Genomic DNA, 24,040 nt, shown 5'->3' with positions numbered 1-24,040 from the left:
TGCGTTGTGGAATTGGCATTATGTGGAGAAAGTATGTATAGTATCCCACTCGCTTCAGAAGCTGGGTTGCGCCCTCTCCGCAGCGGCTTTTGGACCTCGACTCCTGGTATTTTAGATTACCGCGATCAGTCGTGCTTGGAGCTTCAAATAACCCTGCACGGTGATGGTATTTTGACTACCACTTGTTTTAAAGAAAGACTTGGAAACCAGACATGGCCAAGAAAGAAATTACATCACAGTTTAAGATTCAGGCCCCAGGCGGCCAGGCAACACCAGCTCCACCAATCGGCCCGGCTCTCGGTGCTCATGGTGTGAACCCTGGGCAGTTTATTACGCAGTTCAACGAGCGTACCCGTCCAATGAACGGTAAGGTCGTTGGTTGTGTGATTACGGTTTACAAAGACCGTACCTTCGAATTTGAAGTCAAGAGCCCACCGGCTGCTGTTCTTATTAAGGATGCTGCAGGTATCGAGAAGGGTTCTGGCGTGCCACACACTGACAAAGTCGGCAAGATCACTGCTGAGCAGTGCAAGGCGATAGCTGAAGAGAAGGTCAAGGAAATGACCGGCGGTTCAGTTGAAGCCATGATGCGGACAATTGCAGGCACGGCTCGCTCAATGGGCGTTGTCGTTGAGGGTATGGAAGTCGAGTAATTCGGCTTTTTGATACTGGACTGTGATTAGACAGTATTACGTTGCGTTTACCACGAACGCGTAATCGTGGGAGACCCCCCCCCGAAAGTTTGAATTGGCGGCCACGTGATGGCCGGCTGAATGAGAGCTTTCACAGTGGGAATGTCGAAAGGAAAGAGTTATGCCAAAGTTTGGCAAACGCTACCGCGCTGATTTGGAAAAACGCCATGAAGGCGAGCTTCCGATTGGTGAGGCGGTTAAAGAATTAAAGAAGTACAATAAGACAAAGTTTGACCAGACGGTTGAAGTGGTGATGCATTTGGGCATCGACGCTCGTCAGGCAGACCAGCAGATCCGTGGTGCGATTTCGTTGCCAAACGGTATCGGTGCTACGAAGCGCGTGATTGCATTCTGCTCCATGGATAAAGTGGAAGAAGCGAAAGCGGCTGGTGCTACAGAAGCTGGTGCTGAAGATCTGGTTAAGAAGATCGAAGACGGCTGGTTTGACTTTGATGTTGCGGTTGCTGAGCCAGCGATGATGCGAGTGATCGCGAAGCTGGGTCGTACACTGGGCCCTAAGGGTTTGATGCCTTCGCCTAAGGCGGGGACTGTGAATCCTAAGGTTGCGGATACTGTGAAGGAATTCGCGGCTGGTAAGGTTGAGTACCGTAATGATGATTACGGCAACATTCACGGCATCGTTGGTAAGTTTAGTTTTGATGATGATAAATTGACGGAGAATGCGGAAGCATTTATCGGTCACATCATGAAGCTTAAGCCTGCATCGACGAAAGGTCATTACGTCAAGAAGATCGCAATTTCAGCGACCATGACCCCAAGCGTCCTAGTAGCGGAGTAAAGCAATGAGTAAGCCAGTAAAAAATCTGATTAAAGAATCGTATAAGAAGCGTTTCGATGGGCTTACCGGCGCAGTGGTCGTCGATATTCGCGGCATCGAATCTAACGACAACAACCGTATGCGTTCGGGTCTGCGTGAAAAGCAGATGCGAGTTTCTGTGGTGAAGAACACGCTTGCAAAGGCTGTGTTTGAAGGCACGGATATGTCGTTGGCGGATGAAGTGATCGACGGTCCGTCGGCACTCGTTTTCCCAACGGATGAGAGTGTAAGTGTTGTGAACGTGGCGCGTGAGTTGATTACGTGGTCGAAGGAACTTGAGGCTTTTGAGTTCAAGGGCGCAGTGATGGAAGGCATCGTTTTCGGTGCAGATGAAATCGATAAGCTCAGCAAGTACCCAACCCGCGAAGAAGCTCATGCGAAGGCTGTTCAGCTTATCCTCAGCCCGGCACAGACATTGGTCGGCGCAATCAAGAGCCCTGCGTCGAATATCGCTTCGATCCTCAAAACGATCGAAGAGAAGCTCGAAAAGGGCGAAGAGATTGCCAAGGTTGGCTAAGTTGTAGCGGAGGGGAAGGGATGCTCTGGCAGTGTATTGCTGCTTGAGACGAAATTAAATCACATTGACATCCGACTGGCCCTGCGGGGTTAAATCGTTGCAAAGGGCGGCGACCTCTTGGATGTATGTTGAACGAGGCGCATTCGACAACGCAAGTAATGGTGTGCTTCGTATAACCATAAGGTATAGAAAAATGGCAGATATTAAAGAAATCGGTGATCAGCTTGTTGGTTTGACCCTCAAAGAAGCAGTCGATCTGGCTGACTACATGAAGGAAGAATACGGCATTGAGCCAGCAGCAGGTGGCGCAGTTGTTATGGCTGGCCCAGCAGGCGGCGAAGAAGCAGCTGAAGAGAAGACAGAATTTGATGTCATCCTCAAGGCAGCTGGCGACAAGAAGATCCAGGTCATCAAGGTTGTTCGCGAAGCAACTGGTCTTGGTCTGAAGGAAGCTAAGGAAGCTGTTGACAGCGCTCCTAAGGCTCTTAAAGAAGGCATCTCAAAGGACGAAGCAGAAGCTTTGGCCGAGAAGATCAAAGAAGCTGGCGGCGAAGTCGAAGTCAAGTAATCGACTTGCTGAAAGCTGCTTGATAAAAGCAAAAAAGGCCGCATGCGTGAAAACGTGTGCGGTTTTTTATTTATATAGTTTGTAATGTGTAGTATTACGTTTGGTGGATGTGCGGGTAGAATAGAGTTGTGATGCATGCATACGAAGCGGCATACAGGCGTGAGGTTGATCTCAAGAGCGGGGAGCGGGTATTGTTGCGCGTGATTCGGCTTGATGATGAAGAGCGGATGGTGCAGTTTCATGAGGGGCTGAGCGCGTTGACTGTGCGGCGGCGATATTTTGACACGATGTCTTTGGCGGCGAGGACGAAGCATGAGCGTTTGATGAAGATTTGTGAGCCTCGATTGGAGCGGGAATGCGCGATCGTGGTCGTGAGTCTGGATCCAAATGATAGGGAACAAGAGATTGTTGGGGTGGGGCGATTGGAGGATCAGGTTGGCTTGGATGTGGCTGAATTTGCGGTATTGATATTAGATGCATGGCAGGGCAAAGGGCTTGGAAGATTGCTGATGGAAGAGCTTGTTGAAATCGCGAAGCAACATGGGCTTCGCGGGATTGAGGCAGAGATATTGCTGGGTAATATGAGGATGAGGAAGCTATTGAAAGGGATGGGGTTTACGTTGAGGGATGATTTGGAGGAAGGTGCTATGTTTGCTGAAAAGCGTTTTGATTAAGTGGGATGTTGCGTAAGTTCGTGGGTTTGAGACATGGAATTAAGGAGCTGTTTTGAGTTTTGATCCAATAGATGTTTTGTTGCCGGGCGGGTTGATCGCCAAGCGTATGGGAGATGCGGCGGGTGGATATGAGATGCGCGAGGAGCAGGTGGAGATGGTTCAGGCGGTGGGCGGGTGTTTGGATCGAGGTGATACGCTCATGATTGAGGCGGGTACGGGGGTTGGGAAAAGTTTTGCGTATTTGTTGCCAGCGATTGCCCATTTATCGAAACAAATGGAGGAAGGGCGGCCTCGCAAGAAGGTGGTGATCTCAACACATACGATTGCATTGCAAGAACAGTTGATAGAAAAGGATATCCCTTTTTTGCAAGCTATTTTGCCGTTTGAATTTAGTGCAGTGTTGGTTAAAGGTCGCAGCAACTATGTATCGATTAGGCGGGCGAAACGGGCTTATGACAGAGAGAACCAGTTATTTGATAAAGATGAGGGGTTTCGTTCGCTTGAGCAAATTATGCATTGGTTAGAGCGTACTGAAGACGGGTCATTATCCAGTTTGCCGGTGCTTGAGCAGGCGAGTGTGTGGAGTGAAGTACAAAGTGAGAGCGAGGATTGTTTAGGGAAAAAATGTCCGGAATATGGTCGGTGCTTTTTTCAAAAGGCGCGTCGACGGATGGATAACGCGGATCTGTTGGTGACGAATCATGCATTGTTTTTTGCTGATTTAGCATTGAGAAAAGAGGGCGTGTCTATACTGCCAAATTATGATGCTGTCGTGCTGGACGAGGGGCATACGGTGGAAGATGTGGCGGCAGATTACTTTGGATTAACAGTGAGTCAGTATCAGGTGGGGTATTTATTACGCCGGCTATATCATCCACGGAAGCGGCGAGGTGTGTTACGGATATTGCAAAACAAGATTGAGATGGATCTGTATAACCGTGCGGTTTACAAAGTGGATGAGGCGAAGCAAATCAGTGACGCATTTTTTGAGGATCTGGTGACATGGCAAGAAGCATGTGGCAGATCTAATGGAAGGATAGAACGATCTGGTGTCATTGAAAATCAATTGTCGGGCGTGATGAAGGAATTGGCTGTTTCACTGCGTCAAATCTTAGATTTTCTCAAAGAAGATGATGATCGTATTGAACTCCAGAATTATGCGAAGCAAGTTGATCAGATTGGTTTAACGGTTGAGCATTTAGTTGAGCAGAAGTTGCCAGATTGCGTGTATTGGTTGGAGGTGAATGAAAAAAGCAGGTTTAGAAGGGTGAAATTATGTTGTGCGCCGATTGATGTGGGCGTGATGCTGCGAGAAAGATTGTTTGAAGCGAAAACAGCAGAGGGCGAGCAGTTGCCAGTGGTGTTAACGAGTGCAACGCTTGCCACGACGACGCGCGAAGCTGAAGGGAATGGGAAAGCACGAAGCGGATTTGAGCATATTCAATCGAGGTTGGGTGCGTGGAATGCAGAGGTGAGAAAGCTGGGTTCGCCGTTTGATTATGAGCGGCAGATGGAGTTGTTTGTTGAAAGGCGCATACCAGAACCAAGCCACGGTCAATTTTTTGAACGGATGATGCCGGTGATATGGGAGCACTTGGAGCGAACACATGGCGGGGCGTTTGTGTTATTTACAAGTTATAAAATGTTGAAACGTGCTAATGCATGGTTAGAAGATCATTGTAGGCGATTGGGAATGCCGTTATTGACACAGGGGGAAGGGTTGCAGCGAGGTGAGTTGCTTGAGCGTTTTAGAGGTGATCGCCATAGTGTGCTGTTAGGTACGGATAGTTTTTGGCAGGGTGTGGATGTTAAAGGGGATGGGTTAAGAAATGTGATTATTACGAGGTTGCCGTTTGCGGTTCCTGATCGACCTTTGATTGAGGCGAGAATTGAACGAATTGAGGCTCGGGGAGGGAATGCGTTTATGGATTATTCATTGCCTGAGGCGATATTGAAATTCAAGCAAGGATTTGGTCGTTTGGTACGGTCGAAAATGGACCATGGGTGCGTGGTTGTATTGGATAGCCGATTGATGACAAAGGCTTATGGGCGGCGGTTTATTAATGCATTGCCGAAGGTGCCGATTGTGCAGAATGGCGGTGGCCTGGATGCGCAGGCACATGGTATCGATGGGTTTGACGGCGTGATGAGGGGTAGTGATCTAATTGGCGAATAGGCTATGGGGATTATTGAAGGTATTTTCAAAGAAGAGATCGGTGGGCGATTTGCGTGTACGGGGTGAAGTTTCTGCTTCACGCATCCATTCTTCAGGAAGTGATTGTGGGTTGGCGGGATAACCTAGAGCAATAGCTGTTTGAGGTGTGTAGTTGTCAGGGATGTTGTATGCGACTTGGATTTTGTTTGCATCGATACCGGCCATGTGATGGGCAAAGATTCCATACTCGAGGGCTTGAAGTGTCAAATTGGATGTAGCGAGCCCCAGATCGTGAAGTGCACAACGATTAGGATTGTCGTTGTGAGAGAAGTGATCGGAAGTCAGTGTGAGAATGAGGACGGGGGCTGTTTGGGCCCATGCTTGATTGGCTTCGACGAGGCAGGCGAGGGCGGTTTGGTAGGCTGAGGGGCTATCGCGTGTCGCGATAATGAATCGCCAGGGTTGTTCGTTATATGAGGATGCGGCCCAACGCGCGGCTTCGAAAATCGATTGAAGTAATTTTGGCTCGATTGATTTCTCGGAGAAAGAACGAGGAGACCAGCGGCGAGAAATGAGTGAGTGGATTGGGTATATATTCTCAGTTGGTTTTTCCATGATTATTTAGCTTGTGTGTCAATAATGATTGAATGTTATGAATCATTTGAAGGGGCTGTTTTATCTGTGATTTTGTGGCGTGAAAGTAGATACCAGCTGTGCAGGGTATCGAGTTGCAAGTTTTGGAGCTGAGGATCAGCCCAGAGCCAAAGTGGGGGCGCTGATGAAGGCAAGTTGTCATACAGAATGTAATAAAAACGATATGAATCTAGAAGTTCGAGTAGATCAGCATTGGTCGTTTGAGGATTTAGTAGCAGATAGTCAAGTGCGATTTGCTTGAAATGCTTTGGAGCATGCAAGAGTAGTGCAAGGATCGTACTTCGAGGGTAATGATTGCTTAGCAGTAGAAAATTGGGATCGGTGGAGAGTGGAGCATTGGGGGTTTGAAGCCAGCGAGCGATTTCGGCGGTTTTGCTCAATGTGTAGTTATCGTCGTTTTGGATGTATTGGTTGATGAGGTCGCTGGGGGCAAGGCCGGTGAATGCGTGGAGCAGGGCTATGGCTTGTGGGGCATGGGGAGACGAGTTTTGCTTGAGCTTAGAAATGAGGAGTGCGATCTGTTTGTCGGTTAACGTTTGAGACGCGATATGGCTTGCGAGGGCGTGTTGAGGGGGAGTATCAGAGGTGAGGGCTGGGAGGAAGGCGGCGGGGGTAGGGGAGGCGTTATACCGCTGCGTGATGACTTGTAAGAGTGGGGGGGTGTTTTCTGTAACCGTCCAAATCATATAGGGGTGAGTTTGGCCTTCAACGGTCGCTAGGCGAATGAGAGCGCCAAATGGGTCAGAGAACGGTCGTGATCGGGTGACGGCAATGCCTGCTTTATAGGTAGCGGCGGCGGTCAAGGGCTGAAGAAGTTGATTGTTGCCGGGGTCTTGAGCGTGCTCCGCATTGGCAAGGGCGTACAGGGTGCTTGGATTGTTCATAAAATCCGGTTTTGGGAGAGACAGGACGGCACGCCAAACAGCGACTTGGTTTTTGGGTGTGATTTGCAAATTAGGTGTGCTGGCGATGACTGTGAGCAGGTTGAGTGCTTGTGGCTTATAAAGAAATTTATTTAGCGGGAAGATTGTGTGTATTTGTGTTTCAGGCGTATAAGCATACTCGAGAAGTTGATCAAGATTGCTACCAGATTGACTGATCGCCCAGATTGCAGCTTCAATAACATGAGGGTCTGAATGTGTGTTGATTGTAGGATGGTCGTCAAGTAAATATTCAGCATTCGCGTTTAGCTGAGGCAGTAGTGCGAGTGTAATCCAAGCATGGCGTGCTGTTTGGAGATGCGGTGATTGCGTTAATTTTGCAACGGCGTTTTCGATTGAGCGTGCACTGAGTTCGGATGTTTGTGTGTAGAAGCGTGAAAGGGTCATGAGGGTTGCATACTGGGTATTGACGTCGTTAGATGCGACCAATGTCAAAATGTCTGGTAATAGCTGATTGAAATTGTTTGCATTATCAGATTGAGAAATGAGCTCGAGTGCGAAGATCTGGCTGTTTGGCTCGCTACTTTTCAGTTGAATGCGCAGCCAACGGAGATAGATGTTGGGTGGGAGTGTGTCGGGATCCCAAAGATATGCGGTGTTGAGAGCGGCATAAAGTTCTAAGAACTGTGAATCAGTGAGCTTGCTAAGTGGGAATGTTGAGAGGCTGCTTGGGCTTTTTTTTACAGATTTGATGATGTAAGCGTGTGCTTGTTTTCTTTGAGCGTATTCGGTTGCTGTGAGGAGATTGGCGTATTTGTGATGTGCGTATTTGGGGATAATGACGTATGAGAGTGGGATAGCGAGTGCGATAAATAAAAGACAGAAAACAAAAGTGAATCGGATCGCTTTGATGTTAAACAGCGGTTTTTGTTTTGGATTGGTTTTGGGCGCTGTCATGCGTCGATTTTATGTGAGTGTTGTTGCGGTGGAAAGAGATAAAGAAGATTATTCCTTTACGAGTCTGTTGAGGTGCTCTTGAGCTTCAAGGTGGCCAAGTGAGGTTGCATTTTTGTATAGCTGTATGGCGAGGATTTCGTCTTTGGCTACGCCATTGCCTTGCTCGTATTGAAGTGCGAGCTCAAAGAATTCTTGGGCCTGTTGGCTATTGGATTTAGTTGATTGCGAATTGAGGGTTTGGATTTTGATATTTTGTTCGCTAGCTGAGCGATAGGTGATACCTGTTTCGTTGGTGACGCAAGCGGTGAGGGCGGTCAGGATCAATGTTGTTATGGCTGCTTTTTGCATAGTATGTCCTGCGTTTTTAGTTTGAGAGTCTAGGTTAATTATAACTTATTTTGTTGTGAGCGGTGAGGGCTAGGGTGTATTAAAAAACCCGCTCTATGAGAGCGGGTTTTAGTTTTACTTTGATCGGAAGTTATTTGATTTTCCGAGATCTGGAAGGGATTATCCCTTGTTCCAGCGGCCGTAGACAGCCTGATCGCCGAGTTCTTCAGCGATGCGGATGAGCTGGTTGTACTTGGCGTTACGGTCTGAACGACAAGGAGCACCAGTTTTGATCTGGCCACAGTTGGTTGCAACAGCGATGTCAGCGATGGTCGCATCTTCGGTTTCACCTGAACGGTGAGAGAGGACTGCGGTGTAGCCGCTGTGCTGTGCGAGGTTAACTGCTTCGAAGGTTTCGGAAAGGGTGCCGATTTGGTTAACCTTAACGAGGATCGAGTTAGCGGTGTCGCTGTCGATGCCCTTCTTGAGGAACTTCTTGTTGGTGACGAAGAGGTCGTCGCCGACGAGTTGAACCTTGTCGCCGAGTTTTTCGGTGAGTTTTTTCCAGCCAGCCCAGTCGTTTTCGGCGAGGCCGTCTTCGATGGAGCGGATTGGGTACTTGTCACACCAGTCAGCCCAGATGGCGATCATGTCGTCAGCTGAGATGACTTCGTTCGGGTTGGATGAAAAGAAGCAGTAGCCTTCTTTGCCGAGTTTTTCAGCTTCGTTCCAGAGTTCGGAAGTTGCTGGGTCAAGCGCGACGAAGATTTGTTCGCCGAATTTGTAGCCTGATTTGCCGACAGCTTCTTCGATGACCTGGAGAGCTTCTTCGTTGCTCTTAAGGTTTGGAGCAAAGCCACCTTCATCGCCGACTGCAGTTGAAAGACCGCGGTCAGAGAGAACACCCTTAAGCTTGTGGTAGATTTCAACGCCAGCACGGACAGCTTCGCCGAAGTCGTCGAAGCCCCATGGCTGAATCATGAATTCCTGGAAGTCAACGGTGTTATCAGCATGCTTGCCGCCGTTGAGGATGTTCATCATTGGGACAGGAAGGGTCTTAGCACCTGTGCCGCCGAGGTAGCGGTAGAGGGGGAGACCTGAAGCTTCAGCAGCAGCGTGAGCGACGGCCATTGATGTGCCGAGCATGCCGTTTGCGCCGAGGTTAGCTTTGGTTTCGGTGCCGTCGAGCTCAAGCATGACAGCATCGATGTATTCCTGATCACGAGCGTCGATGCCCATGAGTTCAGGAGCGATTTGTGTGTTGACGTTTTCGACTGCTTTTTCGACTGACTTGCCGAGGTAGTAGTCTTTATCGCCGTCGCGAAGCTCAACGGCTTCGTTTTCACCGGTAGAAGCGCCGGATGGGACCATTGCACGACCGACGGTGCCATCGGCGAGATGACATTCGACTTCAACAGTGGGGTTGCCACGTGAGTCGAGGACCTGGCGGCCATGAACAATTTCAATTTCAAAGCTCATAATCTTAAACCTCTTGTTTCGGTTATAGCGTGAAATAAGGAGGATGAGGCGGTATGCCTCGGGAGAAATCTTAATCGCATGAGGCGGTTGCGACAAATCAGGGGAGTTAAAGGTTTGTTATTAAGATCAAAAATTGTGGGTTTGGATCGCAATTTGGGCCAAAAAAGCTCTGGGATTACGTATGCGCAGAAAAAAGCAGGAACCAATGGGTTCCTGCTTGGGTGATCAACTAAGGATCAAGCGGTGCTAACTCAAGACTAGAAGCTTGAGCGAACATTAACGCTGCGACCTGCGCTGCGTTTACGATTAACCATTTTGCGACCGAGCTTTGTACGCATACGGGCACGGAAGCCAAATTTACGAGCACGCTTGATTAAACTACGACGTTTTGGATAGTGAGTAGCCATTTTAAACTCCGTGATGCCGGGGCTGTAATCCATTAACCCGACTGTAAATCACTTGATTTCAAATAGTTTACGCTGGAGGACGAAATTACCTCGGTCATCATTAACCTTGACAGTAACCACATGCTGACCAGCGGTGAGGTCGGGTAGTGTAACGGAGAATGTCTCCGTTGTCGAATCGAAGATAAGGTCATCGGGGAGAATTGGGTGGAAAAATGCCTCATCATCGAGCAAATAGCCAATTGTATGAATCGGTGAGTATTTGTCGATGGCTGTTCCAAAAAGCACGGCAGAGCGACCGGATATTTTGATCTGAAGATCCTCGGCTTTTGGAGGCGAGTTATCCACGAGCACCGGCTCAGAGCGGCGGCTATACGAGAGGGCCATATCGCCGGGATTGTCGAGTTTGTCGGTTGCGATGATTCTGATGTAGTACCAGCCGTCTGGAGCTCTTAAAGCAGTGTTCCACTCAAAGCTAGGCTGAGCGTGGTCTTCGACAATATTGATCCAGCGTGAAGTGCCTGAGGGCTGGAATTGAAGGGTATAAAGAAGCGTGTCGCCGTTGGGGTCGAATGCTTCCCATTTGATATTCATGTTGGGATTGGGCTGGCCCAATTTGTTTATATTCTGAGGTTGGTTTTTGGGAGGCTCAGGATAGGTTGCTGTGACTGACGTGACACTTGGGCGAAGATTTGGTGTCACGTAGGCTGTTGCCACACGACCGATGACAGGCGTTTTATCGGCTTGGCCCATGAGGGTTAAGCGGTATTGGATGTAGCGTGCAGGCGGGGAACTGACGAGCATTTCGCGAGGCTGTAGAGGAGAATGATTCTCTTCAAGCGGCATAAAGACTTTGGCTTGTGACCAGGTTGACCATGGAGCCAATTCGGGGTTATCAACATTGCCAGATCGAGTTTCAACGGTGACGGATGTTTCTTCAGCGATATCGGCGGTGACGCGTAATGTGCCCCAAAGCGAAACTTGGCCGGCGTCAAGAATTGGTGACAGGTATGTACCACGAACGGACTTGCCTGCTTCCGTGAGGTTAACGATTTCAGCTGGATTGGCTGTCCCAATGAGGACAGATCCGTCTACGACTTGCATGGCAGGAATCTGCTCTGCTTCTAAGTCTGCGACAATTGTCGTTTCGCCAAGCGAGGGATCGATACGGAATATTTGACCTTCATTGCCAGTACCAACGAGCAAGTCCCCATTATCATCGATTAATTTGAGGATCATGACTGATTCACGGAAGACCTGAGAAACAAAACCATCTTTGTCGATGCGATAGATCGCGTTGCCTTGCTGAGGGCCTTGCTTGCCAGATGATTTTGCGCGAGCGACGGAAGGAGCTGCTTTACGCCCACCTTCAGATGGTGAACCCGCAGGTGCTTGAAGTGTGCCAGAATTTCTAGCTGACAATAGTTTTTGGCGCACTAACTCGCGTAGGCGATCACGTTGTTCTGCTGTGGGTTCAGTATTAATTTCTGCTTCTGTTTGCTCAGCAAGATCTGATTGCATCGGCTGAAGATCATCGTCTTGATCTTGTATGGCCAACATGATGGCTTGTGGTTCAGTATCAACACCCTCTTGAGCATTCTCTAGATCGGCTGAATCATCGGCTTGTGTTTCAGCAGGTGCTTCGAGCGGTTCAATGTCAGTGTCTGTTTGGTCTACAGGTTCAGGTGCCGGTGGAACATCAGGGATGTCTGACGGGGAGGCGGGCTCGACATTGACGCTCTCAATTTCATCTGGCCGTCCTTTTTCTTGGCCGATGACTTCCGAGATGCGGCCGGGTTTTGCTTGCTTTGCATCAGCTGTACCGACGTAAACAATATCTTGATTCGTGACGAGAAGCGCACCGATTTCAGGTTCATTCGCATCAAGGATGACAAAGGCCTCGTAGCTGCCATCGTCTTTGGGTGTGATACGGAAGACTAAACCATCTGTATCTGTACCTGCATAAATGCGGCTCTGCGAATCCATTGCCAAGCATAGAACATTCGCCTGCTCAACATCCAAAACAACTTGCATACCAGGGTTTTCTTCGGCTTCGGCATCAAATGTTTCAGGGTTTACGGAAATGATTTGGCCTTCAATGCCTGTTGCCAGAATGATGCCATGTCCGTTTGGGATCATATCCCAGATATAGCGTGTTTCTGATAACTCAACTAGCGTTTTAATCGAGCCATCATCCTCGAGTGTGGCTAATCTTGAGTTAGCCCCGGATATTCCTAAAAGCAATTTGCCTTTGTATAACGCTAGCGAAAAAATTTGTTCATTCTCAAGAGATGAAATCTCTTTGACTTCCTCACCAACGAGTTCAAGCAATTTCGCTTCTGGGCCAGCAGCAAGATAAGTGCGGTCGCCAATTTTTTGTAGATCGTAGATGATACTCGCTTCATCAGAAATCTTATCAATGATGGTCGTAGAAGCTGAGAGTTTGATGTCACCAAGATTTGTGACAACCGTGTTCTCATTTTCACCTTTGCTGAAGTCAGCTTCGGTAGATTGCAAAAATGTTTCTGGTTGAATTGCGTTTACCAATGATGCGGTTGTGAATAATGAGCATGCGATTGTCAGTGCGATGCATTGCCCTTTTTTCTTAAATATCATATTGCGTTCCTTCGCTGAACGTGCTTTGTATGTCATTAAATGTTCGGTGTTCAAGGCTGTTCGTTTGGTTTCTTTTGTACTTTCACTTGGAAACGAAATTCGCCAGAAGGTACAAACTCAGTATCGATTTTTGTATCAACAAACTCTTTGTATGGAGTAGCATACGTATTCGTCTTGCTCATCAACATTGTTCGTTTGGATGAGGGAAGATTCGGTAATTCTTCACGGCCAATCGCAATGCCTTTGTCTGCAAGATTCATAACGATATAAACAGCGTTCTGCTGAACATCTAGTGTTTGTTTCATCATCTCATACAGTTCATCAACATTGTTGATCTTCATGAGGTGAGGACGTGTTGCTAATTTTTGAGAGAGATAAGATCTTGGATTGGTGATCGCGACCTGATAATTCCCTTCAGGGGTATCGATTGGCACCATTAACTTAGCCGAATACGAACGAGGTGATTCTGCATACGGCTGCAATTCAAAGTTGACCGTAATCTCTTCGCCAGGAGCGACCTCAGCCTTGCTAATTCTCGCTGAAAGCATACGGCCCGCTAAGATTTCATCAACTACATTAATCTTGACATCCATTGATTCAAGTCTTAATTGATCGAACGGATTTTGCATCATATTGCTCAAAGCAGGGAGCACGCCAAAGACCATGCTCATCGCTTGTGCTGATGGTAGCATTAAGCTCACTTCTAAATCACGATTGCCTTCAAAAACCATTCTCACATCGGCATACATCGTATTTTCGATCGGTAACATTTGTACCGCGTTGATACTGTTCAGCGTTGTGATTAATGCCAGTGTAGGTGTGAGTGCGGGATGGTCAGCCACTTGATAGCTGTATTGCCGTTCTGGCTGATTCGGCAGTTTCACAGAAACATTGACAGGCGATGTCGTGTAATAACTTGCTTGAATCCCAGCAACGGCAGAATTTTCATCGTTGCCTAATGTACCTGCGATTTGCAGTGAGGATGCTTGTTTAAACGACACCGATTGGCGTGGCACAATAAAGTGCACATAGCCTGTAGACATGGGCAAAGCAAGTGCACCTTGCCCAAACATCGCATGCCCAAAGCCAAGCACCGTACCATCAGCCAGCACATCTGTGCAAGTGCCAGTGCCGGACATATCCATATCACCAAAAGCGAGCGATACAGAAAGTGTTGAGCCCGGTTGCATGATTGCGTCAGCGGGGTTGATGCTCGGCGGTGGTTTTGAATTTATCATTGAACCAGAAGAAGAGGCGACAGCCATCAATCCAAGTGGCTCAAGAAGTGGTCTAAACACTTTCGCATTTTGCATGCTACCGACTGACACCGGGATCATCATTTGTGGGTTGAGCTTTGAACCAAAAGATTCAATTTGAGATGTTGATGTTAGAGCTGTGTTATCATCCAAGCTATCAGGCAACATGGATTTAGTGATTTCGCTTATCGCATCAAAAGTCGTTAGATGGGATGCAGGCAATTGTCTGGCATCAGCCAGTTGACTCAGAGTGCGAATCGTTCTGTAACTCTGTTCTATACCAGAAGCCAACTTGCTTTCTTCTTGCATCTGGTCTTCATCAATTCGTCCGCCGACGGCACGCATGTATTCAATCGGTTGTACGCCAGCCAGACAATATTTGACTTCTGAGTACCCAAACGCAAAGGCGCCGATCAGGCGGCCGCCTTTGCCCATAACTTGCTCTTCGCCCTCATCCCACAAATAGATCGGCGACCCGGACATGCCTTGGACTGGGCCAGACTGAGCAAGCCTCGGGTCATCGCTTTTAATCCAGATCGAAGCCGTCTTTGGCTGCGAGTCTGGAATGATCGATAAAACCTCAACTGGGAATGGCTCAATCTTTGTTCCCTTAAAAACAGTCATGCCATATCCGCGCATGCCGATGCGTACTTCATCCAATGGCATAATTGCCTGTGATTTGGCGGGAACACGGATTAAAGCATCCGGCGGAGGCGTATTTTGTGTCGCTTCCGTTGATTGCCCAAACGTATTCGAGGTGAACACCCCGCTCAAAAGGAGAAAAGTACAAAGAAATATAGTGAAAATCGTATAATTGTGCTTTTTAATGTGATCATCCATGATGCTGACAACATATCCTTATAGGATTGTATTGACAATGATTATTCGTTCTTGACAATATGAACGAAGTACCGCTGACGTAGCGGCGCGAAGGTCGAGCCGTCGTCCCGCAGCGTCACCGGTCATAACTAGACATTAAATGCTATTATTCCGATTTGAGAATAAGTCGCAATGCCCGGCTCGACCAGATGAGACGCCCCATGAATGACGTTACGCGGAGTCTTCTCCAATACACCTTCAAACAGCCTGAAATCTTACAAGAAGCCCTCACACATGCCTCTTATGCAGATAGTCGGCTCAACAGCAATGAACGCATGGAATTTCTCGGGGATGCCATACTCGGCTTCGTTGTATGTGAATACCTCTATGCGAATTACCCCGAGTTATTGGAAGGTGAATTGACCAAAATCAAAAGTGCAGTGGTCAGCCGGCGGACCTGTGCCTTGATCAGCGAACAAACAGGTCTTGTGAAGTTGCTCGAACTCGGCAAGGGCATGATCGGTCGCCCGTCATTACCCAGCAGTGTTGCTGCTGCGGTGTACGAATCAGTCATCGCTGCGATTTATCTCGACGGCGGCATGGAGGCCGCACGTCAATATATCTTGCGTGATATGACCCCCATCATCGAGGAAGCGGAAGCGTCCTCGCATCAGGAAAACTTCAAAAGTGTGCTACAACAATACGCACAAAAGCATATGCCTTTCAATCCCATCTACGTGCTGCTTGATGAGAAGGGGCCTGATCATGCAAAGTGCTTTGAAGTCGCTGTTGATATTGATGGCCGAAAATTTACGTCATCTTGGGCCAACTCAAAGAAAGAAGCGGAACAAAAAGCAGCGCTTCACGCTCTCGTTGAGTTAGGCCTTGCCGAAGTGAGTGAGCAAGGGCACGTTACATTGCTTGAGAAGATTAAAGGCCCAGATATTGTGGCTTCTAGTAATGATGAAGAAAACGCAGAATAGCCTTCTAATACAGATATTAATCCGTTAATGACTGTAATGTTTCGATGACTTTCGGAATATGATCGGCGACACGCACCTTATCAAATCGTGCCGCGATTTTTCCAGAAGAATCAATGATATATGTTGTTCGCACGACGCCCATTACCTTGCGGCCATACATATTCTTTTCTTGCCACACTCCATATTTTTCGAGTGCCTTGCGTTCAGGATCAGCTAGAAGGATGAATGGGAGTTCGTACTTGGTGATGAATTTAGTATGAGAAGTTTCGTCATCAGGAGACACGCCAATCACGACCGCATTGAGCTCACCAAATGACTCGATTTCATCACGGAACGCACACGCCTGCTTTGTACAGCCGGATGTATTGTCTCTCGGGTAGAAATACAGCACGATATTCTGCCCCTTGAACTCGGATAATCTTCTAAGTTTGCCGTTCTGATCTTTCAGAGCGATAGCAGGTGCTTTAGCCCCAATCTCAATCAAGCCTAAATCCGCATTCTTTTTGGTACTTGCCTTCTTCTTTGTTGCTTTTTTCTTACCCATTGCGAATCACCCTTCCAGAGTCCGAATTTTTCGGTGCTTTTAACGATTTCATGGCCCCGCATTGCCGATACTCAAGAAGCTATAAAACAATGCGATATTTCGGGCAAACAATGTAAATATGAGTATCATAACGTATTATGACTCCGCGAAGCATCATCACAATCGGCAACTTTGACGGCGTTCACTGTGGACATCGACAAATTCTGTCGCGCGCTTCGCATTGGGCAAAAAACAACGATGCTCAAATCATCGTTATCACTTTCGACCCACACCCAATGTCAGTGCTCAAGCCCGAACTTGCCCCTCAACGGCTATGCAACGCAAATCGACGGGAAGCGATCCTTAAGGATCTCGGTGCAGATGAAGTCCATTTTTACAAGCCAGAAAAACAGCTGCTTCAACTTGAGCCCGAAGATTTCGTGGTGCAGATGGTGGAACGCTACAATCCAGCAGTATGGATTGAAGGTGATGACTTCCATTTTGGTAAAAATCGACGTGGCAATATTCAACTCCTTCAAGAACTCGGCCAGCAACATCAATTCGAGGTTGATATTGTTCCGACTTGCGATGTCACTCTGACCAACTGCCACATTGTTCGGGCCAGTAGCTCCATTATCCGTTGGCTTATCGAACAGGGCAGGGTCGCAGACGCTCGAATCGTAATGCAGCGACCTTTCACTTTTGAATCTGTCGTTGTACAAGGTGAAAAGGTTGGCCGCACAATCGGTTTCCCAACCATCAATCTTGATTTGGAACTACTCAAAGATCATCAAATTCCCAAACTGGGTGTTTATTCTGGCAGAGCGACATTCCAAAATTCAGGATCATACGCTGCTGCGATAAGTATCGGCATCAAGCCGACTTTCGGTATTAAGCAGCTATGCATTGAGGCGCATTTGCTTGATTGCAATAAAGATCTATACAGCCAACAAGTTCAACTCGAATTTCATCAATGGATCCGCGATCAATACCCCTTCCCCTCAATTCAACACCTAAAAGCTCAGCTTAAGCGAGATGTTCAGCAAATACGCAATCTAAGCAAAGCTCAACATGATCAGCCCATGATCGCTGAGATACTCAAACAACCCTCAGGCATGAATGCCTAACGAATTATTAGAAAGTCAACGACGTGAGCGAATACGTTTCAAATATTTCCATCGAGCAAGCCGCAGCATTACTTAAAAATCAGAGCGGTTCAATCGCAGTTCTAACGCATGCTAAGCCAGACGGAGACGCGTTCGGTGCTGTCGTCGCAGTTGTTTCAGCACTCAATAAGCAAGATATAAATGCTCACGGCTACCTCGTCCCCCCAGTCCCGAATAATTTCAAAGAACTAAAAGGTGCTGACCTTGTTTCAACGATTCAATCATCCGAAGAAATCAATCAACATGATTTCTTTCTCATTGTTGATACAGGTGCAAGAGCTCAAGTTGGTTTTCTTGATGAATTCTTGCAATCCAAATCAGACAATATCATGATCGTGGATCACCATTTGTCTGGCGACATTGCTGCGAAATTCAAATACATCGATTCAAAAGCTGGCGCTGTCTGCGAAATTGTCTGGCAATTGGTCAACCACCTGCTTGATGAACCACTTGGACAGGATTTTCTAAGTCAAACAATTCGCGAAGCCATCTTTGTTGGCATCGTGTCTGATACGGGCTGGTTCCGCTTCTCAAATACCCGCCCTATAACGCATACGCTAGCTGCACAGCTCATCGAGGAAGGTGTCAATCACTCCGAACTCTTTCACATCCTCGAACAACAAGAGCGTCCTGAAAAGCTCAAATTACTTGTCCGAGCGATCGCTAGCCTGGAGCTGCTTGCAGATGAACGAATTGCTGTTATGACGCTCACGCTCAGCGACTTCGAAGAAACCGGTGCTTATGAAGAAGAAACCGAGCGGCTCGTCGACATCCCACAGAAAGTCGGCACAGTACAGCTTGTCGTGTTAATTAGCGAAAAATTAATCGAAAAAAATGGCATTTCTCAAACTATTTGCCGTATGAGTTTCCGCAGCAAATCCGGGCCTAATGCAATCGACGTTGCCCACATCGCATCACACTTTGGTGGCGGAGGCCACGCTCGTGCTGCCGGTGCAAAAGTTTCAGGCACAGCCCATCAAAATATTCTAAACGTACGCGAAACGCTCATCCAAGCCCTTGAGCAATAAACTCGACCACGACATATAGACATGAAATATCCCACATGCCCCAGCTCTCCCAGCAGGGCAGCTTTAACATGAATTTAACGTCAATCTTATGCCGATAGTACCGTAACTAATTGCTAATTAAACAATTACAAAGATATGCCATATGCCCGTTTGCGCGAATATATTGGCATCTTAGTGGAAAACCTGTCTTTGTCTTGTCGGTATTGTGGAGAGAAAAAATACCCATATGCCACACGATATTCAATAAACCCATACAACAATGACATTTACAACATTAATCAGGATAAATACACAATAATTGGGAAATATAACGGTTGCAGACACAATATATGGGGGTAATATTGTTCCTGAGCCACATAAGACACAAAGGATTGTGATCCATGGTTCATACATGTTGAAAGGTGCCTAACAATCACCTAAAATCAAATGTTCGGCACGGAATCGAACTTACCCTTGGCCGAACGAATTTCGGAATCTGTCGAGTAAGGACACTCATCAGTCAACACCGAGTAAACAACTTTTAGTTTCACGCCAATAAACACATTTGGAAAGGTCAAACACGGATGCCAGTGCTATCTGATGCGCAAATCAGGGAATACGTCACCATCGAGCCGTTCGAAGAGAACATCAAACGCTCCGGCACTATTTCCTATGGCGTCTCCAGCTACGGCTACGATGTTCGTGTAGGTACACTTTTCAAAATTTTCACCGATGTCTCACCAACGGGCGAGCAGTCCATCGTCGATCCGAAAAATTTCAGCGATGACAACTTCGTCACTGTCGACACCCAAGACACCGGCCGTGACCACGTCATTATTCCTCCCAACAGCTTCGCATTGTGCGAAACCGTTGAAACATTTGAAATTCCACGTGATGTCCTCGCCATATGCGTTGGTAAATCCACATACGCTCGTTGCGGCATCATCGTCAACGTCACACCACTCGAACCCGAATGGCGTGGCAAAATCACCATCGAAATCTCAAACACCACACCACTCCCCGCAAAAATCTATGCCAACGAAGGCATTGCACAAATGGTCTTTCTCAAAGCCGAACAGCCTTGCGAACGCAGTTACGCCGACAAAGTCGGCAAATACCAAGACCAAACCGGACTCGTTCTCCCACGCGTTGACTAAAACGAACATTAAATTACACAGGTAACACCATGCACCTTAAGCATTCATCTGCGATATCAATCCCCAAGCCTCGCCTCACAGCAGGCGGTTGGGCGATCTATCGCACGCCTGGTGCAGCACATGCCTCACTCATCCAAATCCACACCATCACTCCACTCCGAGATTGCGGCCTACGTCTCATTAAAACTCACACCACACCGCCACTAGAACTCTTCGAATATGAACTCACCGCACTCACCGACCTCAATCCGCATGCTATTGCCGCACGATTTGTCATCGAACTCGCGACCGATCCGCAACTCGCTAACCATGCGGACATTATCGAACAATACGAGGCTGCGTTGGACACAGTCGGAGGGGAGAAAGCTTCCGGCGGCTCAAATCCACAATGCCTCATCAACATCCGGGTTATCGACACCATCGGATGGCAAAAAACTTGGGGGCTCAGTATCAACGGAAAGCTCGCCGCTTGCGCCACAGCCATGTGCCATGTCACAGCCTTCCGTGAAATTTCCGAGATCTTGCTAAAACGCATACCTAATATTTAGCGTGCAAGTTCATTTCGGTGACAAGAGGGCGGATCAACCAACAGGGAAAGGGATCGGCAGCTAGTCTGCCCAAAATCAGTGGGGGCGGGCGGGGTCATCGGCTTGCAAGATGGAATTTGCAGTCGATCAGTTAGTTAAAAATCATCCACCAGTCAGCGGTACGGACGCCACTGATTCGTAAGACAAGATCATACGCAGGGGTTTGCGCACAATGAGGATTACACGCCGTTTCACACAACCCGGACAGGACGTCTATTCAGCTATTGAGTGGGCCAAGCGATCAAGCAAAATCTCCAACCTTGATGGCTCTGTTGTCTTCGAAATGAACGACGCAGAAGTACCATCAAGTTGGTCTCAGCTCGCTACCGATATCATGGTCAGCAAGTACTTCCGCAAAGCGGGTGTTCCGCAACTCGACGAATCCGGAAACGTTCAAAAAGATGAGCAAGGCAACGTCATCACCGGCCCAGAGCGATCTGCTCGACAGGTCATCGACCGTCTCGCTGACTGCTGGCGCCGTTGGGGTGAACAGCACGGCTACTTCGATACCGCAGGTGACGCACAAGCCTTCTACGACGAACTCGCTTACATGCTCATTAACCAGATGTGTGCTCCCAACAGCCCACAGTGGTTCAACACCGGTCTCTATTCTTCCTACGGCATCAACGGCCCCGCGCAAGGCCACTATTACACCGATCCAAAAACCGGCCAAACCGTTCAATCCGAAGACGCATACTCTCACCCACAACCCCACGCATGTTTCATCCAATCCATCGAAGACGATCTCGTCAACCCCGGCGGGATCATGGACCTCTGGATCCGTGAAGCACGCCTCTTCAAATACGGATCAGGTACAGGCACAAACTTCTCAAATATCCGTGGTGAAGGTGAAGCCCTCTCAGGTGGCGGCAAGTCCTCCGGCCTCATGTCTTTCCTTCGTATCGGTGACCGTGCAGCAGGTGCAATCAAATCCGGCGGCACAACACGACGCGCAGCCAAAATGGTCTGTCTAGACGTCAGCCACCCCGACATCGAAGAGTTCGTGACATGGAAAGTGCGTGAAGAACTCAAAGTCGCCGCAATGGCAGCTGGCATGAAGCATATGTCCAAGCCGCAGCGCGAAGCCGCCGAAGAACTCGGCCTCACCCTCGACTACGACTTCAACGGGGAAGCATACGCCACCGTCTCCGGCCAGAACTCCAATAACTCAGTCCGTCTTTCGCATGAGTTTTTCGAAGCAGTTGACGCAGACGACGATTGGGTACTGAAGAACCGTAATTCCGATACCATCGCAAAAACCGTCAAAGCACGCGATCTTTGGGACAAAATCGGCAAAGCCGCATGGCAATGTGCCGACCCCGGTCTCCAATATGACGGCTCAATCAACGACTGGCACACTTGCCCAGAGTCAGGCCGCATCAACGCATCCAACCCATGCTCCGAGTACATGTTCCTCGATAACACCGCATGCAACCTTGCATCCCTCAACCTCCTCACCTTCTACAACAACTACGATCACACCTTCGACGTTGATGGCTTCGAACACGCCATCCGACTCTGGACCATCGTCCTCGAAATCTCAGTCCTCATGGCTCAATATCCTTCCGAGGATATCGCGCGTCTTTCCTACGAATACCGCACTCTCGGCCTCGGCTATGCCAACCTCGGCGCCATGCTCATGCAAGCTGGCATCCCATACGACTCAGAACGTGGCCGCGCACTCTGTGGTTGCATCACCTCTGTTCTCACCGGCGTCTCATACGCAACCTCCGCCGAGATGGCCGGCGAACTCGGCCCATTCCCCGGCTACCACAAAAACAAAAAACACATGCTCCGCGTCATCCGCAATCACCGCCGCGCAGCCTACGGCGTCTCACGCGATGCTTCCGAAGCCGCACAACATCAACTCCGCGACTACGAAGATATCAAGATTTCTCCAGTCTCAATCAATCCCGATCTCCTCGATGCTCAAGAAGGCGACATCATCGGCACGCTCGGTAACAGCGATGCCCTCTACCATCACGCAAAACGTGCATGGGATGACGCACTCGCACTCGGCGAACAGTTCGGATACCGCAACGCCCAGACAACCGTCATCGCACCAACCGGCACCATCGGTCTTCTCATGGACTGCGACACCACCGGCGTGGAACCCGACTTCGCACTCGTTAAATTCAAAAAACTCTCAGGTGGTGGCTACTTCAAAATTGCCAACCAATCACTCAGGCCTTCCCTCCAATCGCTCGGCTACGACGATGATGAAATCATCAACATCATGAAGTACGTTATGGGCACGCTCAATCTCGACGTCCCAATCCCCGAAGACGATCAGCAACGTATGCTCTCCGAGTTCCTCATTGAACATGGTCTGATTAAGGATGACATCGACAAAGCCATTGATGCCCTCCCAACCATCTTCGAACTCCCACACGCACTCAACGCATGGACGCTCGGCGAGGATGCAATCGAACGTTTAGGTCTCACCGATCAAGCAACGTCACCAACCTTCAACCTCCTCGAATCTCTCGGCCTTACTGATAAGCAAATCAAACAACTCAACAAAATCGTCTGCGGCACGCAAATGATCGAAGGCGCACCTGGTCTCAAAGAAGAGCACCTCCCTGTCTTTGACTGTGCAAACACCTGTGGCCCGGATGGCAAACGCTACATCCTCGCCGAAGGTCACATCCGCATGATGGCTGCAGCACAACCATTCATCAGTGGCGCGATTAGCAAAACCATCAACCTCCCCAACTCAGCCTCCGTTGAAAACATCAAAGAGTCCTACCGCCTCTCATGGGAGCTTGGCCTCAAAGCCAACGCCCTCTACCGCGATGGGTGTAAACTCTCCCAAGTGCTCAACAACAAGGTTGATGCCGACGACGAGGTCGAAGATGAAGAAGCAATCGAAGCCGCTCAAGAAGAAGTCGCCGCCGAAGTCGCTTCCATCGCAACGACAAATGAACCTGTCGAGAAAATCGTGGAGCGTATCGTCGAACGACCATTGCGTCGCCGTCTCCCCGATACACGAGCCAGCAAGACTCACAAGTTCAACGTCGCAGGCCATGAAGGCTACCTCACCGTCGGCCTCTATGAAGATGGTAACCCCGGTGAACTCTTCATCACTATGGCTAAAGAAGGTTCAACCATTGGTGGCCTCATGGACTCACTCGGCACAGCGATCTCTGTCGCACTCCAATACGGCGTTCCAATCGAATCGCTCGTCAACAAGTTTACGCACCAGCGTTTCGAACCCGCCGGAATGACCCATAACCGCGACATCCCATTCGCCAAATCTCTCGTCGATTACATCTTCCGTTGGCTCGGCATGGAATTCATTCCAGGCTACCGTGCAGCCAATGCACCTAAGCGTCCCAACGAAGACAAGAAAAAGGAAGCCAAGGCCAGCGAAGCGAAAGCCAAATCACTCGCCAGCTCCGACCGTATCAAAGTAAGCACAACCAACGGCGATTCTCTCGTCACAGATCCCGCAAAACGCATCACCACAACGGCAGAACCAGTCACCGCCGCAGTAACCCCCAAGGCCGAAACCAACGCCGATGGCACGCAAAACTCAGCACTTGCAGCAGCCATGCGTGAAATGCAAGCCGATGCACCTGCATGTGATGTTTGTGGCACAATCACCGTTCGTAACGGCACCTGCTACAAATGCATGAACTGTGGCGCTTCAATGGGCTGTAGCTAAGACCAGATAACTTATGATCTCCATTTAGCCATAACCGAGCATTGATACAAACAAAACAGCCTCACGGTTTTTAAGACCGAGAGGCTGTTTTTTTCATACCTTTCATACATACA

At 48.7% G+C, this 24,040-nt stretch carries 20 protein-coding genes; 12 read left to right on the top strand and 8 right to left on the bottom strand.

Features of this window, described 5'->3' with window-relative positions:
- The first annotated feature begins 212 nt into the window (after window positions 1-212).
- The 6 genes from rplK to KS4_RS09220 all read left to right on the top strand — a co-directional run bounded on the left by rplK (window position 213) and on the right by KS4_RS09220 (window position 5,465).
- Window positions 213-653, top strand: a complete 441-nt coding sequence (gene rplK, locus KS4_RS09245) for a 50S ribosomal protein L11 (protein WP_145077293.1) — start codon at window positions 213-215, stop codon at window positions 651-653.
- Window positions 654-813: 160 nt separating this feature from the next.
- The gene (rplA, locus tag KS4_RS09240) at window positions 814-1,491 is read left to right on the top strand and encodes a 50S ribosomal protein L1 (RefSeq protein ID WP_145077292.1); all 678 of its coding nucleotides are present in this window, start codon (window positions 814-816) and stop codon (window positions 1,489-1,491) included.
- Window positions 1,492-1,495: 4 nt separating this feature from the next.
- Complete coding sequence (rplJ, locus tag KS4_RS09235) at window positions 1,496-2,047, top strand: 50S ribosomal protein L10 (protein WP_145077290.1); 552 nt, start codon at window positions 1,496-1,498, stop codon at window positions 2,045-2,047.
- A gap of 193 nt (window positions 2,048-2,240) precedes the next feature.
- Complete coding sequence (gene rplL / locus KS4_RS09230) at window positions 2,241-2,615, top strand: 50S ribosomal protein L7/L12 (protein ID WP_145077288.1); 375 nt, start codon at window positions 2,241-2,243, stop codon at window positions 2,613-2,615.
- Window positions 2,616-2,746: 131 nt separating this feature from the next.
- Entirely contained in the window at window positions 2,747-3,289 is a 543-nt protein-coding gene (locus KS4_RS09225; protein WP_234698883.1) for a GNAT family N-acetyltransferase, read from the top strand.
- Window positions 3,290-3,341: 52 nt separating this feature from the next.
- Window positions 3,342-5,465, top strand: a complete 2,124-nt coding sequence (locus KS4_RS09220) for an ATP-dependent DNA helicase (RefSeq protein ID WP_145077284.1) — start codon at window positions 3,342-3,344, stop codon at window positions 5,463-5,465.
- Here the strand turns inward: KS4_RS09220 and KS4_RS09215 are convergent.
- The 7 genes from KS4_RS09215 to KS4_RS09185 all read right to left on the bottom strand — a co-directional run bounded on the left by KS4_RS09215 (window position 5,451) and on the right by KS4_RS09185 (window position 14,858).
- Entirely contained in the window at window positions 5,451-6,059 is a 609-nt protein-coding gene (locus KS4_RS09215; RefSeq protein ID WP_145077282.1) for a nitroreductase family protein, read from the bottom strand. The two genes, KS4_RS09220 and KS4_RS09215, sit on opposite strands and share 15 nt — an antisense overlap.
- 35 nt (window positions 6,060-6,094) lie before the next feature.
- The gene (locus KS4_RS09210) at window positions 6,095-7,936 is read right to left on the bottom strand and encodes a hypothetical protein (RefSeq protein WP_145077280.1); all 1,842 of its coding nucleotides are present in this window, start codon (window positions 7,934-7,936) and stop codon (window positions 6,095-6,097) included.
- A 48-nt stretch (window positions 7,937-7,984) separates the two neighbouring features.
- A complete protein-coding gene (locus KS4_RS09205) occupies window positions 7,985-8,284 on the bottom strand; it encodes an SEL1-like repeat protein (RefSeq protein ID WP_145077278.1) in 300 nt (99 codons plus the stop codon).
- A gap of 159 nt (window positions 8,285-8,443) precedes the next feature.
- Complete coding sequence (eno, locus tag KS4_RS09200) at window positions 8,444-9,742, bottom strand: phosphopyruvate hydratase (protein WP_145077276.1); 1,299 nt, start codon at window positions 9,740-9,742, stop codon at window positions 8,444-8,446.
- A 257-nt stretch (window positions 9,743-9,999) separates the two neighbouring features.
- Window positions 10,000-10,149: a large ribosomal subunit protein bL34 gene (locus KS4_RS18155; protein ID WP_145077275.1), complete on the bottom strand. Its 150-nt coding sequence runs from the start codon at window positions 10,147-10,149 to the stop codon at window positions 10,000-10,002.
- Between the two features lie 48 nt (window positions 10,150-10,197).
- Window positions 10,198-12,762 carry a hypothetical protein gene (locus KS4_RS09190; RefSeq protein WP_145077273.1) on the bottom strand — a complete coding sequence of 855 codons (2,565 nt, stop codon included), beginning with the start codon at window positions 12,760-12,762 and terminating at the stop codon, window positions 10,198-10,200.
- A 50-nt stretch (window positions 12,763-12,812) separates the two neighbouring features.
- Window positions 12,813-14,858 carry a SpoIVB peptidase S55 domain-containing protein gene (locus KS4_RS09185; RefSeq protein WP_145077271.1) on the bottom strand — a complete coding sequence of 682 codons (2,046 nt, stop codon included), beginning with the start codon at window positions 14,856-14,858 and terminating at the stop codon, window positions 12,813-12,815.
- A gap of 200 nt (window positions 14,859-15,058) precedes the next feature.
- Between KS4_RS09185 and rnc the strand changes: the two genes are divergently transcribed.
- Entirely contained in the window at window positions 15,059-15,820 is a 762-nt protein-coding gene (gene rnc / locus KS4_RS09180) for a ribonuclease III (protein WP_200761116.1), read from the top strand.
- 16 nt (window positions 15,821-15,836) lie between these two features.
- Here the strand turns inward: rnc and bcp are convergent, their stop codons facing one another.
- A complete protein-coding gene (gene bcp, locus KS4_RS09175; protein ID WP_145081564.1) occupies window positions 15,837-16,304 on the bottom strand; it encodes a thioredoxin-dependent thiol peroxidase in 468 nt (155 codons plus the stop codon).
- 197 nt (window positions 16,305-16,501) lie between these two features.
- On the opposite strand from bcp, the gene KS4_RS09170 reads away from it, so the two are divergent.
- The 5 genes from KS4_RS09170 (at window position 16,502) to KS4_RS09150 (ending at window position 23,927) form a co-directional block, all read left to right on the top strand.
- Complete coding sequence (locus tag KS4_RS09170) at window positions 16,502-17,470, top strand: bifunctional riboflavin kinase/FAD synthetase (RefSeq protein WP_145077268.1); 969 nt, start codon at window positions 16,502-16,504, stop codon at window positions 17,468-17,470.
- 23 nt (window positions 17,471-17,493) lie between these two features.
- Complete coding sequence (locus KS4_RS09165) at window positions 17,494-18,537, top strand: DHH family phosphoesterase (RefSeq protein WP_145077266.1); 1,044 nt, start codon at window positions 17,494-17,496, stop codon at window positions 18,535-18,537.
- 563 nt (window positions 18,538-19,100) lie between these two features.
- Window positions 19,101-19,673 carry a dCTP deaminase gene (gene dcd / locus KS4_RS09160; RefSeq protein ID WP_145077264.1) on the top strand — a complete coding sequence of 191 codons (573 nt, stop codon included), beginning with the start codon at window positions 19,101-19,103 and terminating at the stop codon, window positions 19,671-19,673.
- A gap of 29 nt (window positions 19,674-19,702) precedes the next feature.
- Window positions 19,703-20,221, top strand: coding sequence for a hypothetical protein (locus tag KS4_RS09155; RefSeq protein WP_145077263.1), 519 nt, complete (start codon window positions 19,703-19,705; stop codon window positions 20,219-20,221).
- Window positions 20,222-20,432: 211 nt separating this feature from the next.
- Window positions 20,433-23,927, top strand: coding sequence for an adenosylcobalamin-dependent ribonucleoside-diphosphate reductase (locus KS4_RS09150; protein ID WP_145077261.1), 3,495 nt, complete (start codon window positions 20,433-20,435; stop codon window positions 23,925-23,927).
- Window positions 23,928-24,040: the final 113 nt, after the last annotated feature.

The organism is Poriferisphaera corsica, assembly GCF_007747445.1.
Lineage (GTDB): Bacteria > Planctomycetota > Phycisphaerae > Phycisphaerales > Phycisphaeraceae > Poriferisphaera > Poriferisphaera corsica.
The sequence above is the reverse complement of the archived record's forward strand: the minus strand, read 5'-3'. Positions and strand labels throughout refer to the sequence as shown.

Excerpts from the sequence above, each read along its gene's own strand:
- rplK (WP_145077293.1), top strand. The coding sequence starts at position 213 with ATGGCCAAGAAAGAAATTACATCACAGTTTAAGATTCAGGCCCCAGGC.
- rplA (WP_145077292.1), top strand. The coding sequence starts at position 814 with ATGCCAAAGTTTGGCAAACGCTACCGCGCTGATTTGGAAAAACGCCAT.
- rplJ (WP_145077290.1), top strand. The coding sequence starts at position 1,496 with ATGAGTAAGCCAGTAAAAAATCTGATTAAAGAATCGTATAAGAAGCGT.
- rplL (WP_145077288.1), top strand. The coding sequence starts at position 2,241 with ATGGCAGATATTAAAGAAATCGGTGATCAGCTTGTTGGTTTGACCCTC.
- KS4_RS09225 (WP_234698883.1), top strand. The coding sequence starts at position 2,747 with ATGCATGCATACGAAGCGGCATACAGGCGTGAGGTTGATCTCAAGAGC.
- KS4_RS09215 (WP_145077282.1), bottom strand. The coding sequence starts at position 6,059 with ATGGAAAAACCAACTGAGAATATATACCCAATCCACTCACTCATTTCT.
- KS4_RS09210 (WP_145077280.1), bottom strand. The coding sequence starts at position 7,936 with ATGACAGCGCCCAAAACCAATCCAAAACAAAAACCGCTGTTTAACATC.
- KS4_RS09205 (WP_145077278.1), bottom strand. The coding sequence starts at position 8,284 with ATGCAAAAAGCAGCCATAACAACATTGATCCTGACCGCCCTCACCGCT.
- eno (WP_145077276.1), bottom strand. The coding sequence starts at position 9,742 with ATGAGCTTTGAAATTGAAATTGTTCATGGCCGCCAGGTCCTCGACTCA.
- KS4_RS18155 (WP_145077275.1), bottom strand. The coding sequence starts at position 10,149 with ATGGCTACTCACTATCCAAAACGTCGTAGTTTAATCAAGCGTGCTCGT.
- KS4_RS09190 (WP_145077273.1), bottom strand. The coding sequence starts at position 12,762 with ATGATATTTAAGAAAAAAGGGCAATGCATCGCACTGACAATCGCATGC.
- KS4_RS09185 (WP_145077271.1), bottom strand. The coding sequence starts at position 14,858 with ATGGATGATCACATTAAAAAGCACAATTATACGATTTTCACTATATTT.
- rnc (WP_200761116.1), top strand. The coding sequence starts at position 15,059 with ATGAATGACGTTACGCGGAGTCTTCTCCAATACACCTTCAAACAGCCT.
- KS4_RS09170 (WP_145077268.1), top strand. The coding sequence starts at position 16,502 with ATGACTCCGCGAAGCATCATCACAATCGGCAACTTTGACGGCGTTCAC.
- dcd (WP_145077264.1), top strand. The coding sequence starts at position 19,101 with ATGCCAGTGCTATCTGATGCGCAAATCAGGGAATACGTCACCATCGAG.
- KS4_RS09155 (WP_145077263.1), top strand. The coding sequence starts at position 19,703 with ATGCACCTTAAGCATTCATCTGCGATATCAATCCCCAAGCCTCGCCTC.
- KS4_RS09150 (WP_145077261.1), top strand. The coding sequence starts at position 20,433 with ATGAGGATTACACGCCGTTTCACACAACCCGGACAGGACGTCTATTCA.